The organism is Achromobacter sp. KK8, assembly GCF_054188005.1.
In genome coordinates this window covers 1,304,683-1,321,294 of record NZ_CM135178.1, presented here as the reverse complement: position 1 = coordinate 1,321,294, position 16,612 = coordinate 1,304,683, and the positions used below count along the sequence as shown (strand labels likewise).

15 protein-coding genes and 1 riboswitch are annotated in these 16,612 nt (G+C 68.2%); of the genes, 11 read left to right on the top strand and 4 right to left on the bottom strand.

The window, feature by feature from the left end:
- The first annotated feature begins 79 nt into the window (after window positions 1-79).
- Window positions 80-1,054 (top strand): Lrp/AsnC family transcriptional regulator, encoded by a 975-nt coding sequence (locus ACVN9Z_RS06070; protein WP_223308573.1) that lies wholly within the window; start codon window positions 80-82, stop codon window positions 1,052-1,054.
- A gap of 41 nt (window positions 1,055-1,095) precedes the next feature.
- On the opposite strand, the gene ACVN9Z_RS06065 is transcribed toward ACVN9Z_RS06070, so the two are convergent.
- Genes ACVN9Z_RS06065 through ACVN9Z_RS06055 form a run of 3 tightly spaced genes read right to left on the bottom strand, consistent with a single transcriptional unit; the run spans window position 1,096 to window position 5,672 of the window.
- On the bottom strand, window positions 1,096-3,585 hold the full coding sequence (locus ACVN9Z_RS06065; RefSeq protein WP_458213238.1) for a branched-chain amino acid ABC transporter ATP-binding protein/permease: 2,490 nt from the start codon (window positions 3,583-3,585) through the stop codon (window positions 1,096-1,098).
- Window positions 3,585-4,463: a branched-chain amino acid ABC transporter permease gene (locus ACVN9Z_RS06060; protein WP_173000094.1), complete on the bottom strand. Its 879-nt coding sequence runs from the start codon at window positions 4,461-4,463 to the stop codon at window positions 3,585-3,587. The genes ACVN9Z_RS06065 and ACVN9Z_RS06060 overlap by 1 nt, the downstream gene beginning before the upstream one ends.
- Before the next feature lie 18 nt (window positions 4,464-4,481).
- Entirely contained in the window at window positions 4,482-5,672 is a 1,191-nt protein-coding gene (locus ACVN9Z_RS06055; RefSeq protein WP_458213237.1) for an ABC transporter substrate-binding protein, read from the bottom strand.
- A gap of 196 nt (window positions 5,673-5,868) precedes the next feature.
- Here ACVN9Z_RS06055 and ACVN9Z_RS06050 point away from each other — a divergent pair, with 196 nt between their 5' ends.
- The 3 genes from ACVN9Z_RS06050 to ACVN9Z_RS06040 are packed head-to-tail and all read left to right on the top strand — an operon-like array spanning window position 5,869 to window position 8,255.
- A complete protein-coding gene (locus ACVN9Z_RS06050; RefSeq protein ID WP_458213236.1) occupies window positions 5,869-6,828 on the top strand; it encodes a polysaccharide deacetylase family protein in 960 nt (319 codons plus the stop codon).
- Between the two features lie 34 nt (window positions 6,829-6,862).
- Complete coding sequence (locus ACVN9Z_RS06045) at window positions 6,863-7,630, top strand: GntR family transcriptional regulator (protein ID WP_054497962.1); 768 nt, start codon at window positions 6,863-6,865, stop codon at window positions 7,628-7,630.
- A gap of 1 nt (window position 7,631) precedes the next feature.
- Window positions 7,632-8,255 (top strand): flavin reductase family protein, encoded by a 624-nt coding sequence (locus tag ACVN9Z_RS06040; protein ID WP_020925921.1) that lies wholly within the window; start codon window positions 7,632-7,634, stop codon window positions 8,253-8,255.
- Between the two features lie 18 nt (window positions 8,256-8,273).
- On the opposite strand, the gene ACVN9Z_RS06035 is transcribed toward ACVN9Z_RS06040, so the two are convergent.
- Entirely contained in the window at window positions 8,274-9,197 is a 924-nt protein-coding gene (locus ACVN9Z_RS06035; RefSeq protein WP_458213235.1) for a LysR family transcriptional regulator, read from the bottom strand.
- Between the two features lie 131 nt (window positions 9,198-9,328).
- Between ACVN9Z_RS06035 and ACVN9Z_RS06030 the strand changes: the two genes are divergently transcribed.
- The 7 genes from ACVN9Z_RS06030 (at window position 9,329) to ahcY (ending at window position 16,539) form a co-directional block, all read left to right on the top strand.
- Window positions 9,329-10,312, top strand: a complete 984-nt coding sequence (locus ACVN9Z_RS06030; protein WP_458213234.1) for a Bug family tripartite tricarboxylate transporter substrate binding protein — start codon at window positions 9,329-9,331, stop codon at window positions 10,310-10,312.
- Between the two features lie 62 nt (window positions 10,313-10,374).
- Entirely contained in the window at window positions 10,375-11,796 is a 1,422-nt protein-coding gene (gene leuC, locus ACVN9Z_RS06025; protein ID WP_458213233.1) for a 3-isopropylmalate dehydratase large subunit, read from the top strand.
- Window positions 11,793-12,431: a 3-isopropylmalate dehydratase small subunit gene (gene leuD / locus ACVN9Z_RS06020; RefSeq protein WP_006389779.1), complete on the top strand. Its 639-nt coding sequence runs from the start codon at window positions 11,793-11,795 to the stop codon at window positions 12,429-12,431. The genes leuC and leuD overlap by 4 nt, the downstream gene beginning before the upstream one ends.
- A 29-nt stretch (window positions 12,432-12,460) precedes the next feature.
- Window positions 12,461-13,354 carry an alpha/beta fold hydrolase gene (locus ACVN9Z_RS06015; RefSeq protein WP_458213232.1) on the top strand — a complete coding sequence of 298 codons (894 nt, stop codon included), beginning with the start codon at window positions 12,461-12,463 and terminating at the stop codon, window positions 13,352-13,354.
- 106 nt (window positions 13,355-13,460) lie between these two features.
- Window positions 13,461-13,697 carry a DUF1289 domain-containing protein gene (locus tag ACVN9Z_RS06010; RefSeq protein ID WP_006389781.1) on the top strand — a complete coding sequence of 79 codons (237 nt, stop codon included), beginning with the start codon at window positions 13,461-13,463 and terminating at the stop codon, window positions 13,695-13,697.
- 79 nt (window positions 13,698-13,776) lie between these two features.
- Window positions 13,777-14,817 (top strand): glycosyltransferase family 4 protein, encoded by a 1,041-nt coding sequence (locus ACVN9Z_RS06005; protein ID WP_054485600.1) that lies wholly within the window; start codon window positions 13,777-13,779, stop codon window positions 14,815-14,817.
- 67 nt (window positions 14,818-14,884) lie between these two features.
- Window positions 14,885-15,020: riboswitch (S-adenosyl-L-homocysteine riboswitch) on the top strand.
- Window positions 15,021-15,120: 100 nt separating this feature from the next.
- Window positions 15,121-16,539: an adenosylhomocysteinase gene (gene ahcY / locus ACVN9Z_RS06000; RefSeq protein WP_006389783.1), complete on the top strand. Its 1,419-nt coding sequence runs from the start codon at window positions 15,121-15,123 to the stop codon at window positions 16,537-16,539.
- Window positions 16,540-16,612 lie beyond the last annotated feature (73 nt).

Genomic DNA, 16,612 nt, shown 5'->3' with positions numbered 1-16,612 from the left:
CCGTTAAATTTTGTGTTTTTTTCAATGCGCGAACGTTAGATTAATGAATATAGTCACGTCAAGTAAGGGTAAGCCCCTAATGCCGGCGCTCGATGACACCGATCTCGCCTGCCTGATCGCCCTGCAGGCCGACCCGCGCGCGTCCTGGCGCGAGCTGGGCGCGGCCACTGGTATCGCCGAACGCACCGTGGCGCGGCGCATCAAGCGGCTGATGGACGCCGACGCCCTGCGGGTCATCGCCGAAGCCGATCCGCTGGCCACGGGTCGTGGCGTGGTGCTGCATGCCTGGGTGCGCTGCCGGTCGGGACGCGTGGCCGAGGCGGCCGACGCCCTGGCGCAGCTTGGCATCACTCAGCTCGTGGTGACGCTGGCCGGCACGGCCGATTTGATGGCGGAACTGACGCTGGCGGACGCGGCCGACATGCCCGACGTGGTGACGCGGGTGCTGCCGTCGATCGATGGCGTCGAGCATGTGGAGGCGCGATTGGTGCTGCGGCCATTCCGCCGCGCTGGTCAATGGCGCATCCAGGCCGGCGACGCCCCGCCCGAGGGGCCGGAGTCCGCCGTTACGCAGCCGCCCGCAGCGCTGACCGAGTCCGAACAGCGCATCGTCGCGCACCTGATGCGCGACGGCCGCGCCAGCCTGGCCGAGCTGGCCGCGCATGCCGACGTCAGCGAGCCCACTGCCCATCGCCTGCTGCAGCATCTGGTGGAGCGGCGCGCGCTGAGCTTTCGCGTGGAAGTCGAGCCCGCCCTGGTGGGCTTTCCGGTCGAGGCGGTGATCTCGGTGCAGGTGCGGCCGCAGGCGGTCGATGCCCTGGCCGCGCACCTGGCGCTGGATCCGAATACGCGCTGCCTGTTCGGCACCAGCGGCGCCTCGCAACTGTTCTGGCACGTGCTGTGCCGCGACAGCCTGCACCTGTGGGACGTGGTCACGCGCAGGCTGGGTGAACTCGATGGCGTGTTGGCCAGTGAAGTGGGCGTGGTGATGCGCGCCTACAAGCGCTGCGGCATCGTGCGCGAGGGCGCGCGGCTGGGTGCTGACGCCGCCTGAGTCTGCGCAAAAGCAAGCCTGGTGTGCCAGGCTTGCTGCATTCAGGTGCCGAGGTAGGCGCGCGCCAGCGCCCCATCCGCGGCGATTTCCCGCGCCGTGCCGTGCGCCGTCACGCGGCCGGACTCCAGCACGTAGGCGCGGTCGGCCAGCGCCAGCGCCAGCGCGGCCATCTGGTCCACCAGCAGGATCGTCATCGATTCCGCCCGCAGCCTGTCCAGCGCTTCGAACAATTCGTCGATGATCTTCGGCGCCAGGCCCAGGGATGGCTCGTCCAGCAACAGGATCACCGGCTTGGACATCAGCCCGCGCGCGATCGCCAGCATCTGCTGTTCGCCGCCGGACAGCAGGCCGGCCCGCTGGTGCAGCCGTTCGCGCAGGCGCGGAAAACGCGTCAGCATCTCCTCTACGCGCGCTTCGCGATCGGCCGGATGCAGGAAGGCGCCCAGCCGGATGTTCTCTAGCACGCTCAGGTCCGGGAACACCTGCCGCCCCTCGGGCACCAGGACCAGCCCTCGCGCCACGATGCGGTCCGCGCTCAGTCCCTGCAATTCCTGCCCTTGCAGGTGCATGCCGCCCTGGACGGGCCGGTGCAGCCCGGCCAGCGTGCGCATCAGCGTCGACTTGCCGGCGCCGTTGGCGCCCAGCAGCGCGACCATTTCGCCCTCGCGCACCTGCAGGTCGATGCCATGCAGCACCGGGTTGGCGCCGTAGCCGGTGGTCAGGTTGCCCACTCCCAGCACTTCCGGCGCGACGCCGCCGGTAACCGGACGCGCACGCGCCGTGGGCGCCTGGCGCGCCGCATCGTCGCCCAGGTAGGCTTGCCGCACGGCTTCGGACTGCTGGATCTCGCCGGTGGATCCCTGCGCCAACTCGCGCCCCGCGTCGATGGCGACAACGTGGTCCGAGACGCCCATCACCAATGCCATGTCGTGCTCGACCAGCAGCACGCCGGCGCCGGCCTCGGCAATGCGCCGCAGCAGGGCGGCCAGTCGTGTCTTGTCCTCGCGGGACAGGCCCGCCGCGGGCTCGTCCATCAACAGGACGTCGGCGTCGGTGGCCAGCGCGCGGGCGATCTCCACCAGCCTGCGATCCACGTGCGCAAGATCGGCGGCCGGCGTGTCCAGGGCGCCTTCGTATCCGCAAAAGGCCAGCAGGGCGCGGGCCCGCTCGCGCGCATCGGACGACAGATAACGGCGCGCGGCCAGCAGGCCGCCCAGCCGGCCGCGCAACAGGCCCAGTGCGACGTTGTCCTCGACACTCAAAGTGTCGAACAGCTGCGAGGTCTGATAGGTGCGCGCGATGCCCTCGCGCGCCACGCGGTGGGCCGGCAGGCCGGCCAGTGGCGCGGCGCCCAGCGCGACGTTGCCGCTGGTGGGCTGGTAATAGCCGCTGAGCATGTTGATGACGGTGGACTTGCCCGCGCCATTGGGGCCGATCAACGCGGTGATGGCGGCGGGCGCGACATGAAACGATACGCCCTGCACCGCGCGCACCCCGCCGAACGTCATGGTCAGCGTGTCGGCGCGCAGGGCGCGGCGGGCCCGGCCGTTGGCGGCCAGGCCACCCTGGCGTGGGGCCAGACGCGGTGTCAGGGCGCGTCGCCGCCAGCGGGCCAGCAGTCCCGCCGCGCCTTCGGGCGCCGCCCACAGCACCACGAGCAGGAAGGCGCCGAAGAACAACAGGCGATATTCCTCCAGGCTCGACAGCAGTTCGGGCAGCAGTCCGACCACCACCGCGCCCAGCAGGGGCCCCGCCAGCGAACCGGCGCCGCCGATGGTGACGGCCAGCACGAACAGGATCGACTGCATGAAGTTGAAGTTGTGCGGCGTGATCATGCCGGCCTGCGGCGCATACAGGCCTCCCGCCAGGCCGACCACGGCCGCCGACACCATGAAGGCCACGGCCTTCACCACCAGCGGGTTGATGCCGATGGATTCGCTGGCCGTTTCACTGTCCTTGACCGCGCGCATGGCCGCGCCCCAGCTGCCGCGCGCCAGCAGGGCATAACCGGCCAGCGCGGCGAACACCGTCACGATCGCGAGCATCGCCACCCCGCGGTCTCCGCCCAGCGCGCCGAGCGCGGGCTGGGCGATGCCCATCAACCCGTTCTGGCCGCCTGTGAGATCGCCGCCCTCGACCAGGGTGTGTTCCACGATGAAGCCGAAGGCGATCGTGATCATCGCCAGGTAGGGCCCTTGGACTCGCAGCGCCGGGAGCGCCAGCAGCAGCCCGAACACGCCCGCCACCGCCGCGGCAACGGGCCATGCCAGCCAGAAATTCCAGCCCGCCTGGCCGGTGAGGATCGCCACCGTGTACGCCCCGATGGCGTAGAACGCGGCATGGCCGAACGACATCTGGCCGGTCAGCCCCAGCAGCACGTTCAGGCCGATGCCGGCAAGCGCCAGCAAAGCCACGTTGCCGATCACGAAAACGTAATAGCCGTTGACGCTGGCCGCCAGGGCCAGGCTGACGACCGCCAGCACGGCATAGACGGCCAGCGCCGGCCAAGAGAATGCAGATCGCCGGGCCATCAGACTTTCCTCACGGCCGCGCGGCCGAACAATCCGTTGGGCCGCATGGCCAGGATGGCGATGACCAGCGTGAAGCTGATGATCTGGGTATAGCCGGAACCCAGGGCGACGGTGATCAGCCCTTCGGCCACGCCGAACAGCAGGCCGGCGAGCATGACGCCCCAGGCGCTGGTGATGCCGCCCAGGATGGCGACCACGAAGGCCTTCAGTCCGAACAGGGTGCCCATGTCGGCCTGCACGTTGAACAGCGGCGCGACCAGCGCGCCAGCCACGCCAGCGAACAGGGTCGAGACGGCAAAGGCGACCATGATGGCGCGCCGCACCGGAATGCCCATCAGGCGCGCCGCGTTCGGGTTCTGCACCACCGCAAGCAGCGCCACTCCCCAGCGTGTGCGGCGCGACAGCGCATGCAGGGCGGCAGCCAATGCCAGTCCGACCAGCGGGATCAGCAGTTGCAGCGGATACACGCCCAAGCCCATGCCGCCGATTTCCAGCGGCGCTTGCGCCAGCGCAGACGGCAGGCTGCGCGGCTCCTTGCCGAAGGTGAACATCACCAGGTTGTCCAGCACGATGCCCAAGGCCACCGTCGACATGAGCCAGGCGTTCGAGCCGCGGCTGGCGAACGGTCGGACCGCCAGCCGCTCGACCACCAGGCCATACAACGCACACAGGGCCAGCGCCAGCGGCAAGGCGGCCAGCAGCGGCCAGCCCAGCGTCTGCGCAAAGGTAAAGGTCAGCACCGCGCCCAGCATCATGGAGCTGCCTTGCGCGAAGTTGACCGTGCCGGATACGGCGTAGGTCAGGTAGAAGCCCAGGGCCATCAGCCCATACATGCTACCCAGGCCCAGGCCGCTGACAATGGCGGACATCCACAGCATGCGTCTCTCCCCTAGCGCTTACTGCGCGCCCTTGACGGGCAGGATGCGGTTGTCGACGAAGTGCGTCCACACGTAGTCGTCTTCGCGCAAGGCGTCGTGCGAGGCCGGCGTGAAGGGCTGCTCGTAGGTCTTGATCAGGCCTTCGTATTTGCCGATCTTGTAGAAGCCCTGGCGCACGGCGTCGCCGTCGGTGGAACCGGCCTGCGCGATCGCCAGCGCCGCCAGTTGCATGCCGTCATAGGCATTGGCCACGCCCACGGCCGGGGTGATGTCCTGCGGGTCCTTGATGTCGGAATACTTGGCCTTGAGCGCCTGCATCACTTTCTCGCCCACCGGGCCCTGCTTGCCGAAGAAGCTGTAGGTCTGCACGAAGTGCACGTTCTTGGCGTTGGGGCCGGCCAGCTCGGTGAAGCGGCCGCCGGCCGGGCCCCAGTGCGACACCACCGGCACCTTCCAGCCCATGCGGTCCAGCGACTTCACCACCTGCGCCGAGGGCCCGACGTTGCCGACCAGGAACAGCGTGTCGGCGCCGGCCGCTTTCAGGCGGCTCAGCTGCGGCGTGACGTCGAGGTCGGCGGGCTGGAATTTCTCGACGCCGGCCGGCGTGATCTTGGCGGCGGCGAGCGCGGCGTCCAGCCCCTTTTCGTTCGATTCGCCCCAGGGGTTGTTCACCAGAATCATGCCCGGCTTGGCGCTCTGGAACGTCTTGCGGGCGTACTGCACCATGGCGCTGTCGACGATCTCGTCCATCGCCGAGACGCGGAACACGAAGTTGGGGTTGCCCTTGTTGTGCGTGATCGCGGTGCCGGCGGCCCAGGGCCCCATGAATGGCACCTTCTCCTGGTTGACGATGGGCACGATCGCCATCGACACCGGGGTATCCAGGCCGCCGAACAGCACGGCAACCTTTTCCTTGTAGATCAGCTCGCGCGCCGCGGCCATGCCCTTGGCGGGGTTGCCTTCGTCGTCGCGTCGCACCAGCACCACCTGGCGCCCGCCCAGCAGGCCGCCCTTGGCGTTGATCTCGTCGATGGCGACGGTCATGCCGCGGGTCAAGGCTTCGCCGGCACGCGCCGATTCACCCGACAGGGCGGTGATCAGGCCAATCTTGATGGGGTCGGCGGCCAGCGCGGGTTGCGTGACCAGGCCGGCCGCGAACAGGGCGGCGGCAGTGGCGCGGAGCATGAAGGAACGGCGGGTCGGGCGCATCGGGGCACTCCTGGAAAGTGGAATGGATCTTGCATGGGAGAGGTGCTGCTGCCGTTCCCGATGCAAGATCCATGCCACCCGCGCTTCGGTGGCGTGCCCCAGGGGAAAAACGGTGGTTTGTCGACGTTGGATCCTGTTTTTGTTTTCAAAAGAACAGGGTTTTTGTTCACAATCATGCATCAGGATTTGCACCAAAATGAATCCATCCCTGCTTCAAGGCACTAATGCGGGGCCTGCCGCGCCCTGGACTCCCGCGCCGCTGGCCGGCCACGACCGTTTCGCCTACCAGCCCATCACCGGCCGCGCGGACTACGCCTGGCCCAACGGCGCGCGGCTGGCCGTCTACCTGGGGTTCAACATCGAGCATTTCGCCTTCGGCGAGGGGCTGGGCGCCGAGTTGGGGCCGGCCTCGCCGCATCCCGATGTGCTCAATTACGCCTGGCGCGAGTACGGCAACCGGGTGGGCGCCTGGCGCTGCCTGGAACTGTTCGACGCGTTGGGTCTGCCGACCGGCGCGCTGATCAACACCGCGCTGTATGACCATTGTCCGGAACTGGTCGATGCCTGCCTGGCGCGCGGCGACGAGCTGATCGGCCACGGCTACAGCAACGCGCATCGCCAGGGGGGGCTGGGCGAAACGGAGGAGCGGGCGTTGCTGGAACACTGCCGCGACCGCATCGGCCGCCACGCCGGCAGCGCCCCGGCCGGCTGGCTGTCGCCGTGGATTTCGGAAAGCCGCGCCACCCCGGACCTGCTCGCCGAGACCGGCTACCGCTACACCTTGAACTGGTGCCACGACGACCAGCCCACGCGCATGCGCACGCGTGCCGGCGATCTGTGGGCGATTCCCTACCCGCAGGAGCTGAACGACATCCCCATGATCATGGGCCGCAAGATGGATGCGCGCGATTTTGCCGATATGATTCTCGACCAGTTCGAGGAAATGCGGCTCCAGGCGCAGCGCCAGCCCCTGGTGATGGGCATCGCGCTGCATCCGTATATCGTGGGGCAGCCCTACCGCCTGCGGCACCTGCGCCGGGCGCTGGCCCCGTTGGCGGCCGCGCGCGACCGGGGCGAGATCTGGTTCCCCACGCCGGGCCAGATCTGCGCGCACGTCGATGGGCTGCCACCGGCGACCGGACTGTCTTCCCGTTGATCGACCCTTTGCCTTCGTTGCCACCGAGTCCGCCATGCCTACCCGCGATCCCGCCAAATCCCGTCCCAGGGCGACGCCTTCGCGCCGCGCCGCTACCGCCGCCGTGTCCGAACACCTGGAGGACACGGCCCCCGATGCCGACATGGAGCGCCGCATTTGCGAGGCGGTCTATGAAAGTGTCATGAGCCAGCGGCTGACGCCCGGCACCAAGCTGCCCGAGGCGGCGCTGTGCGACATCTTCGGCGTTTCGCGCTCGGTCGCGCGCAAGGCGCTGCAGCGCCTTGCCCACGAGCATGTGGTCGACCTGCACCACAACCGCGGCGCGGTGGTGGCCGAACCCACCCCCGAGGACACGCGCCAGATCTTCGAGGCGCGGCGCGCGCTGGAAGCGGCCCTGTTGCCGCTGGCGGCCGCGCGCGCCACCAAGGCCGACTACGCCTCGCTGCGCAAGCAGTTGCGCGACGAGCATGCCTTGCTGCACCGCGCCGGCCAGCCTGCCTGGGCGCGCCAGGCCAGCGCCTTCCATGTGCGCCTGGGCGAACTGTCGGGCAACGCCATCCTGCACGGCTACCTGGCCGAACTGGTGTCGCGCTGCTCGCTGATCGTGGCGCTGTATGAACCGCCCGGCAACGCCGCCTGCGAGCATGGCGAACACGTGCAGATCGTCGACCTGATGGAACAGGGGCAGGTGGCCGAGGCGGTCAAGATCAACGACAACCATCTCGCGGACCTGGAGCGGCGCATCAGCCTGGAGCGCCCGCAGCCCGCACAAACCCTGGCCCAGATGCTGGGAATGGCCTGACATGGACATCGACTTCGATTCAATCACCGAATACCAGCGCTACAAGCTGATGGCCAGTCTGATCGTGCCAAGGCCGATCGCGCTGATCACCACCCTGTCCGAAACCGGCGTGGTCAATGCCGCGCCCTTCAGCATGTTCAACATGCTGGGCGAGGATCCGCCCATCGTCATGGTCAGCATCAACCGGCTCGAGGACGGCAACCTGAAGGACACGGCGCGCAATATTGCGCGCGACCGCGAATTCGTGGTGCACCTGACCGATGAGGCCATGGCCGAGAAGATGCACCGCTGTGGCGATCGCCTGCCGGCCGACGTCAGCGAGCTGGCGCACGCCGGCCTGGACGCCGCGCCGAGCCAGCGGGTGGCGCCGCCGCGCATCGTGCAGGCGCCGGTGGCATTCGAATGCACCCTGTTCGAGACCCTGGAAACCGCCAGCCGCCAGATCTTCATCGGCCAGGTGCGCTGGCTGCATGCACGCGACGGCCTGATCGACACGGACACCTGGCGCGTGCGGCTGCAGGATTATTTTCCGGTGGGCCGCTTTGGCGCCAGCTTCTACGTCACCACGCGCGACCGCTATGCCATCGGCGACATGCCGGCCAGCACCGCCATCGACGAGATCTGACAGCGCGCGGGACGTCCGTCACCACACGGCGGCCTGCGAACCCGGCGCGCGCAGATGGCGGGCGAAGCGCTGCGCCAGGAAATCGACGAAGGCCAATGTCTTGGCAGGCAGGTTTAGCCGCTCCGGGTACAGCACATGGATGTCCGCCGGCGGCGTCGCCCAGTCGGTCAGCACCTGGCGGAGGCGGCCGGCGCGCAGCAGCGCGGCGGTCTCCCATTCCGAACGCATGACGATGCCGTGGCCGTCTAGGGCCCATTCCAGCGCGCTCTGGCCGTCATTCGAACTGACCGGGCCGCGCACTTTCACCGTTTCCGTGCGTGTGCCGGATTCGAGCCGCCAGGTGCCGTAGGCGACGTCGTTCTCGCGCACCACGATGCAGCGATGCCGTTGCAGCTCGCCCGGCGCGCGCGGCTCGCCAAAGGTGTCCAGGTAGCGCGGCGACGCGCACAGCAGGCGCCGATTGGAGGCGATCTTGCGCGCGGTCAGGCGGGCGTCGGGCAGGTCGCCGAAGCGCACCGCGGCATCGAAGCCTTCTTCGATCAGGTTCAGGGGCCTGTCGGTCAGGCGCAGCTGCACTTCGACTTCAGGGTATTGCCGCGCAAAATCGGAGATGGCGGGCGCCACGTGGGCACGGCCGAAACCGAAGGTGGCGTTCAGGCGCAGCAAGCCCTGCGGCTGGGCGCGGCTGCTGGACACGGATCGTTCCAGTGCCTGCAGATCGGCCAGGATACGGCTGCCCTCGGCCAGGTACAGCTCACCCTCCTGCGTGACGCTGACGCGTCGCGTGCTGCGATTGAGCAGCCGCACGCCCAGGCGCTGCTCAAGCTTGGCCAGCCGCGTGCTGACGGCGGGCGGCGTCAGACCCAGTTCGCGCGCGGCCGCCGACAGGTTGCCGTGCTTGACCAGTAGCGAGAAGAAGGCGAGATCGGAGAGCGCATCCATGGCTTTATTTATAAATCAAATTTAATAAAGATTTATTTATTTCACAAATTATAAGAATGGAATGGGCTTATACACTGGCCTGACCGATAGCAGAGCCGCCTGACGCGGCCACCCATGAGGAGACCCGACCCATGAAACCCCCCCATCTGTTGCGCACGGTGTGCGCGTTGGCCGCCGCGGCGTCCTGTTGGATGACGCCAGCCACTGCCGCCGACGCCTTCCCGCAGCGTCCGGTCACCTTGATCGTGCCGTTCGCGCCCGGCGGCAGCGTCGATATCGCCGCCCGCCTGATTTCCGACGCCTGGGGCAAGACCCTGGGCCAGAGCATGATCGTCGAGAACCGCGCCGGCGCGTCCGGCAATATCGGCATGGCCGCCGTGGCCCGCGCCGAGCCGAACGGCTACACGCTGGCCATCAACACCATGTCGCTGGCGATCAACCCGGCGCTGTTTCGCAACATGCCGTTCGACACCGCGCGCGACCTGCGTTCGGTCGGCACGGTGGGCACCTCGCAGCATGTGCTGACGGTGTCGCCGTCGCTGCCGGTGAACAATGTCAAGGAACTGCTCGACTACATCCGCGCGCGTCCCGCCAATGAACTGAGCTTCGGTTCGGCCGGCACCGGCAGCACCTTCCACATGGCCGCCGAACTGTTCAAGTCGGTGTCCGGCACGCAGATCCTGCACGTGCCCTACAAGGGCGGCGGTCCGGCCATGGTGGACACCATCAGCGGCCAGGTGCAGATGAGCTTCCCCGTGCTGTCCGCGGCCAAGCCGCAGGTGGACGGCAAGAAGCTCAAGGCGCTGGGCGTCACCGGCACCACGCGTTCGCCGCTGCTGCCGGACGTGCCCACCATCGCCGAGTCCGGCCTGCCCGGCTACGCTTTCACCACCTGGTTCGTGATCAGCGCGCCCGCCGGCACGCCGCAGGCGGTGGTGGACACGCTCAACGTCAGGCTGGCGCAGGCGCTGCAATCGGCCGAGCTGTCCGAACGCATGCGCCGCGAGGGCTTCGATCCGCTGGTCTCCACGCCCGCCGAGACCGATGCCATGGTCAAGGGCGAGATCACGCGCTGGGCCGGCATCGTCAAGGACGCCGGCATCGAGGCGAACTGAGCGGCGACACAGGTTTCATCGCGCCCCCGCGCGGGCGCGTTTTTTTGCAAGGAAGCACCGACATGCCCGGCATGACGCTATACGACAAGCTGGTGGCCAGCCATGAGGTGGCCCGCATCGACGATGAACACATCCTGCTGTACGTCGACCTGCACATCATGAACGAGTACACCAGTCCGCAGGCCTTCAGCGGCCTGGCCGCGCGCGGCCGCCAGGCGCTGCGGCCCGGCCAGCAGATGGCGGTGGTGGATCACATCATTCCCACCCATCCGGTGCCGGCCGCGCTGCGCGTGATTCCCGACGATGCCTCGTCGCGCCAGGCCAGCAATCTCAAGCGCAATTGCGACGAGCAGCGCATCGCGCTGTTCGACACCACCGACCCGCTGCAGGGCATCGAGCACGTGATCGCGCCCGAGCACGGCATGATCCTGCCGGGCATGGTGGTGCTGTGCGGCGACAGCCACACCACCACCTATGGCGCGCTGGGGGCGCTGGGCTTTGGCATCGGCACCTCGGAAGTCGAACACATCCTTGCTACCCAGACCCTGGTGTACCGGGTCGCGCGCAATATGCGCATCCGCGTCGACGGTCATCTGCCCGCCGGCGTGTCGGCCAAGGATTTGGTGATCTACGTGGTGCATCGCATCGGCGCGCAGGGCGCGCGCGGCCACGCGGTGGAATACTGCGGCAGCGCCATCGATGGCCTGTCGGCAGAGGCCCGCATGACCCTGTGCAACATGACGGTGGAAGCCGGCGCCCGCGCCGCGCTGATCGCGCCCGACGCCACCACCGACGCCTATGTCGCCGCCCGTGCCCGGCACCTGGACGCCGCGGAACTGGCGCAGGCGCGCGCCTATTGGGCGACCCTGCGCTCGGACGCCGATGCGGCGTTCGACGCCGAACATGTCTTCGACGCCAGGCAAATCGCGCCCTTCGTGACCTGGGGCACCAGCCCCGACCAGGCCATGCCGATCACCGGCACGGTCCCCGATCCCCAGTCCGAGCCGGACGCGCTGGCGCGCCTGGCGCTGGAAAAGGCCGTGGAATACATCGGCTTGCAACCGGGCGCGCCGATCGCCGGCGTGCCCATCGATCGGGTCTTCATCGGCTCGTGCACCAACGGCCGCATCGAGGACCTGCGCGTGGTGGCCGATGTCGTGCGCGGGCGCAAGGTGGCCGGCGGCGTGCGCGCGATGGTGGTGCCCGGCTCGGGCGCGGTGCGCGCCCAGGCCGAGGCCGAAGGCATCGCCGCCACGCTGGTCGACGCCGGTTTCGAATGGCGCCAGCCGGGCTGTTCGATGTGCCTGGCCATGAACGACGACGTGCTGCGGCCGGGCGAGCGCTGCGCGTCCACCACCAACCGCAACTTCGAAGGCCGCCAGGGCCGCGCCGGACGCACCCATCTGATGAGCCCCGCCATGGCCGCCGCCGCCGCCCTGGCCGGCCGCATCGTCGACGTGCGCGACCTGGAGAACCCGCAATGAACCAGATCATCAGCGGCGTCGCCGCGCCCCTGCCGTATTCCAATCTGGACACCGACCAGATCATGCCCAAGCAGTTCCTGCGCATCATCGACAAGGCCGGGCTGGATCGTGGCCTGCTCTATGACCTGCGCTTTGACGCCGACGGTGCGCCGCGTCCGGACTGCGTGCTGAACCAGCCCGCCTACGCCGGCGCCGCGGTGCTGGTGGCAGGGCCCAATTTCGGTTGCGGCTCCAGCCGCGAGCACGCGGTCTGGGGCCTCATGCAGTACGGCATCCGCGCGGTCGTGGCCGCCAGCTTCGGCGAGATTTTCTACTTCAACGCGCTCAACAACGGCCTGCTGCTGGTGAGCCTGCCGCCGGCCGACGTTGACGCGCTGCTGGCGCGGGTGTCCGATCCCGCCGGCAACCGCGTCGAGATCGATGCGCTGGCGGGCACGGTGCGGGCCGCGGACGGCTGGAGCGGGCATTTCGACCTGCCGGCGCGGCACCGCCGCATGTTTTCGCAGGGGCAGGACATGGTGGGTGCCTCGTTACAGCAATTGGCGGATGTGGAACACTTCGAGGCCGGCCACTGGGCCCGGCATCCCTGGATGAAAGACGTGGCGCGCCGCGTGCGCGACCGGCTCGGCCAATGAATGCCACAGACTGAGAGGCACAGACCGCAATGACCGCATTCTTCAATCTGCCCGTGCGCCGCCACGAGGTCAATGGCATCCACATCGCCGCCCGTGTCGATGGCTCGGGACCGCCCTTGCTGCTGTTGCACGGCCATCCGCAGACCCACGCCATCTGGCATCGCGTCTGGCCCGAACTGACGCGCCGCCACACCTGCGTGGCCGCCGACCTGCGCGGCTATGGCGACAGCGACAAGCCCGCGGCCACGCCGGACCACGCCGCGCATTCCAAGCGCGTCATGGCGGCCGATATGGTGGCGCTGATGCGTGCCCTGGGGCACGAGCGCTTCGACGTCCTGGCCCACGACCGCGGCGCCCGCGTGGCGCACCGGCTGGGCCTGGACCACGCGGAGGCGGTCGGACGCATGATGCTGCTGGATATCGCGCCGACGCTGGACATGTACGAAAACACCACCCGCGCCTTCGCCCAGGCCTACTACCACTGGTTCTGGCTGATCCAGCCCGCGCCCATGCCCGAGACCATGATCGAGCGCGATCCGGTGTTCTACCTGCGTTCGGTGATGGGCGGCCGCCCCGGCGGGCTGGCGCATTTTTCCGACGAGGCGATGGCCGAGTACGAGCGCACGGCGCGCCTGCCGGGCTGGGCCACCGGTATCTGCGAAGACTACCGCGCCTCCGCCACGCTTGACCTGGAGCATGACCGCCAGGGCCGCGCGGCCGGCGAGCGCCTGCGCATGCCGCTGCGCGTGCTGTGGGGCGCGCGCGGCGCGGTCGGGCGCAATTTCGACGTGCTGGGGTTGTGGCGGGCGGTGGCCGACGAGGTCGACGGCGGGCCGTTGCCCGGCGCCCACTATCTGGCCGAAGAAACCCCGGACGCGTTGCTGCGCGAGGTATCCGCCTTCTTCGGCTGGGAGCGGAAGTAGGGGCAAATGCGGCCCGGATTGACCCCTTCCCGCGTTGTCAATCAAGCCACGGCGGGCGATAGGGCTATCCAAAAAGGGACGCACCGCTGGTGTTAACCTTTCGGCCATGAATCCGTCTTTTGCCGATCTGACCGAGTTGCCCGAGCCCGAGGACGCGCAGCGTGCCTTCCGCACCTCGGATTCCCCCTGCGTTGCCGTTTGTTCCACGCTGTTCGACGATATCTGCCGGGGCTGCGGCCGCACGGCCATGGAAGTGGCCAACTGGGTCTTCATGACGGAAGAGGAAAAGCGCGAGGTCTGGACCCGCATCAAGGCGCAAGGGTATCCCCGCCGCAACAACTAGGCCGGCCGCGCCGGGCGCGGTCTTGAGGGTGTCACATGGCGCGGGCTAAATCGCGCTATTGCCCACTTCCGGCCCCATCATGCGCATCGTCCTGGTTACGGATGCCTGGCATCCGCAAGTCAATGGCGTCGTCCGCACCTGGACGACCATGCAGCAGATCCTCACCGAGTGGGGCCACGAACTGATCGTGGTGAATCCCCAGGGCAGCCGCACCGTGCCGGCCCCATCCGAGCCGGACCTGCGGCTGTGCCTGCAGCCCGGACGGCAATTGCGCCGCATCCTGGGCGATACCGTGCCCGACGCGCTCCACATCGCCACCGAAGGCCCGCTGGGCCTGGCGGCGCGCCGCATGGCGCTGTCGCGCGGCTGGCGCTTCACCACTTCGTTCCACACGATGTTCCCCGACTACCTGCAGGCGCGCATGGGCATTCCGGCCGCGCTGCCGTGGCGCTTCCTGCGCTGGTTTCACCGGCCGTCGCAATGCGTGCTGGTGCCCACGCCGACGGTGCGCGACATCCTGGTGCGGCGCGGCTTCGCCAATCTGCGCATCTGGTCGCGCGGTGTCGATCCCCGCAAATTCCAGCCCACCCCCGGCCAGGCGTTCCAGGACCTGCCGCGGCCCGTCTTCCTGTCGGTCGGCCGCGTGGCGCGCGAGAAGAACCTGGATGCTTTCCTGTCACTGGACCTGCCCGGCAGCAAGGTGGTGGTGGGCGCGGGGCCCGACGAGGCGCGTCTGAAAAAGCGCTTTCCCCAGGCGGTGTTCCTGGGCATGCAGAACGACGAGGCCCTGCCGGCGTTCTACGGCGCGGCGGATGTCTTCGTGTTTCCCAGCCTGACGGACACGTTCGGCCTGGTGATGCTGGAGGCCATGGCCTGCGGCACGCCGGTGGCGGCGTTCCGCAGCGAAGCGCCGCTGGCGGTGGTGACGCAAGGCGTCACCGGTTTCTTGGATGACGACCTGGTCCATGCCTGCCGCGCCGCCTTGCCGCTGGACCGGCACGCCGTGCGCGAGCACGCCCTGACGCGCAGCTGGGACGCCGTGGCCACGGATCTGCTGGCATCGCTGGTGCCGCTGACCCCCGGCGCGGAGCTGGCCGGGCCCTTGGCCCCGGCAGGCTGACCGCCGCCGATCCGACATTGCATGCCGGGCTTTCCACTGCCCGGGCCAAACCGGTACAATGCCCGTCAATCCTGAGGAGCGTTGCGACGACCTTGCGGTTCCCGCCATGTCTCATGGCCCGCGGAACCCGGTTCGCCAGGCTCAGGAATCCTTGTTCAAGCGCCGTGCCTTGCACGGCGTTACAGCAACGGCGCTCACCTTTGTCGCGTACGGCGGAAAAGGCGAGCACTCGATTGTCGTGGTGGTTTCGCGTTGTCCGGCCGTATCGTGCGCCGTTCGTCATTCACGTGGAGCCTACACACCATGAACGCTGTCACCGATAAATCCTTCTCCGACTACATCGTCGCCGACCTGTCGCTGGCAGGCTGGGGCCGTCGCGAGCTGGCCATCGCCGAAACCGAAATGCCCGGCCTGATGGCCATCCGCGAAGAGTTCGCCGCCAAGCAGCCGCTCAAGGGCGCCCGCATCGCCGGCAGCCTGCACATGACCATCCAGACCGGCGTTCTGATCGAAACGCTGGTGGCGCTGGGCGCCGAAGTGCGCTGGGCCTCGTGCAACATCTTCTCGACCCAGGACCACGCCGCCGCCGCCATCGCCGCGTCGGGCACGCCGGTCTTCGCCGTCAAGGGCGAAACGCTGGAAGAGTACTGGCAGTACACCCACAAGATCTTCGAATGGCCCAATGGCCAGAACGCCAACATGATCCTCGACGACGGCGGCGACGCCACGTTGATGCTGCACCTGGGCACCAAGGCCGAGAAGGACATCTCGGTGCTGGCCAACCCCGGCAGCGAAGAAGAGCGCGTGCTGTTCGCCGCCATCAAGAAAACGCTCGAGCGTGATCCGAAGTGGTACTCGACGCGCCTGGCCCTGATCAAGGGCGTGACCGAGGAAACCACCACCGGCGTGCACCGCCTGTACCAGATGTCGCAGAAGGGCGAGCTGGCCTTCGCGGCCATCAACGTCAACGACTCGGTCACCAAGTCCAAGTTCGACAACCTGTACGGCTGCCGCGAATCGCTGGTCGACGGCATCAAGCGCGCCACCGACGTGATGGTCGCCGGCAAGATCGCCGTGGTCGCCGGCTATGGCGACGTGGGCAAGGGTTGCGCCCAGGCGCTGGTCGCCCTGCGCGCCCAGGTGTGGGTCACCGAAATCGACCCGATCTGCGCCCTGCAGGCCGCCATGGAAGGCTTCAAGGTCGTGACCATGGAAGAAGCCGCCGCCCATGGCGACATCTTCGTCACCGCCACCGGCAACTACCACGTCATCACGCGTGAGCACATGAACGCCATGAAGGACCAGGCGATCGTCTGCAACATCGGCCACTTCGACAACGAAATCGACGTCGCCAGCCTGGCCGACTGCAAGTGGGAAGAGATCAAGCCGCAAGTCGACCACGTCATCTTCCCGGACGGCAAGCGCATCATCCTGCTGGCCCAAGGCCGCCTGGTGAACCTGGGCTGCGCCACCGGCCACCCCTCGTTCGTGATGTCGTCGTCGTTCGCCAACCAGACCATCGCCCAGATCGAGCTGTTCACGCGCAACGAAGCCTACAAGTCGGGCGAAGTCTACGTGCTGCCCAAGCACCTGGACGAGAAGGTCGCGCGCCTGCACCTGAAGAAGCTGGGCGTGAACCTGACCACGCTGCGCAAGGACCAGGCCGACTACATCAGCGTGCCGGTCGAAGGTCCTTACAAGCCGAATCACTACCGCTACTGATGCTTGTAGCAAAATAGGGAGGTGCCGCGCCATGTCGGCGCGGGCTTTCCGGTCCGCGGGGCTTGCCCGTCTC

Coding starts and splice junctions, on each gene's coding strand:
- ACVN9Z_RS06070 (WP_223308573.1), top strand. CDS start 80: ATGCCGGCGCTCGATGACACCGATCTCGCCTGCCTGATCGCCCTGCAG.
- ACVN9Z_RS06065 (WP_458213238.1), bottom strand. CDS start 3,585: ATGGCCCGGCGATCTGCATTCTCTTGGCCGGCGCTGGCCGTCTATGCC.
- ACVN9Z_RS06060 (WP_173000094.1), bottom strand. CDS start 4,463: ATGCTGTGGATGTCCGCCATTGTCAGCGGCCTGGGCCTGGGTAGCATG.
- ACVN9Z_RS06055 (WP_458213237.1), bottom strand. CDS start 5,672: ATGCGCCCGACCCGCCGTTCCTTCATGCTCCGCGCCACTGCCGCCGCC.
- ACVN9Z_RS06050 (WP_458213236.1), top strand. CDS start 5,869: ATGAATCCATCCCTGCTTCAAGGCACTAATGCGGGGCCTGCCGCGCCC.
- ACVN9Z_RS06045 (WP_054497962.1), top strand. CDS start 6,863: ATGCCTACCCGCGATCCCGCCAAATCCCGTCCCAGGGCGACGCCTTCG.
- ACVN9Z_RS06040 (WP_020925921.1), top strand. CDS start 7,632: ATGGACATCGACTTCGATTCAATCACCGAATACCAGCGCTACAAGCTG.
- ACVN9Z_RS06035 (WP_458213235.1), bottom strand. CDS start 9,197: ATGGATGCGCTCTCCGATCTCGCCTTCTTCTCGCTACTGGTCAAGCAC.
- ACVN9Z_RS06030 (WP_458213234.1), top strand. CDS start 9,329: ATGAAACCCCCCCATCTGTTGCGCACGGTGTGCGCGTTGGCCGCCGCG.
- leuC (WP_458213233.1), top strand. CDS start 10,375: ATGCCCGGCATGACGCTATACGACAAGCTGGTGGCCAGCCATGAGGTG.
- leuD (WP_006389779.1), top strand. CDS start 11,793: ATGAACCAGATCATCAGCGGCGTCGCCGCGCCCCTGCCGTATTCCAAT.
- ACVN9Z_RS06015 (WP_458213232.1), top strand. CDS start 12,461: ATGACCGCATTCTTCAATCTGCCCGTGCGCCGCCACGAGGTCAATGGC.
- ACVN9Z_RS06010 (WP_006389781.1), top strand. CDS start 13,461: ATGAATCCGTCTTTTGCCGATCTGACCGAGTTGCCCGAGCCCGAGGAC.
- ACVN9Z_RS06005 (WP_054485600.1), top strand. CDS start 13,777: ATGCGCATCGTCCTGGTTACGGATGCCTGGCATCCGCAAGTCAATGGC.
- ahcY (WP_006389783.1), top strand. CDS start 15,121: ATGAACGCTGTCACCGATAAATCCTTCTCCGACTACATCGTCGCCGAC.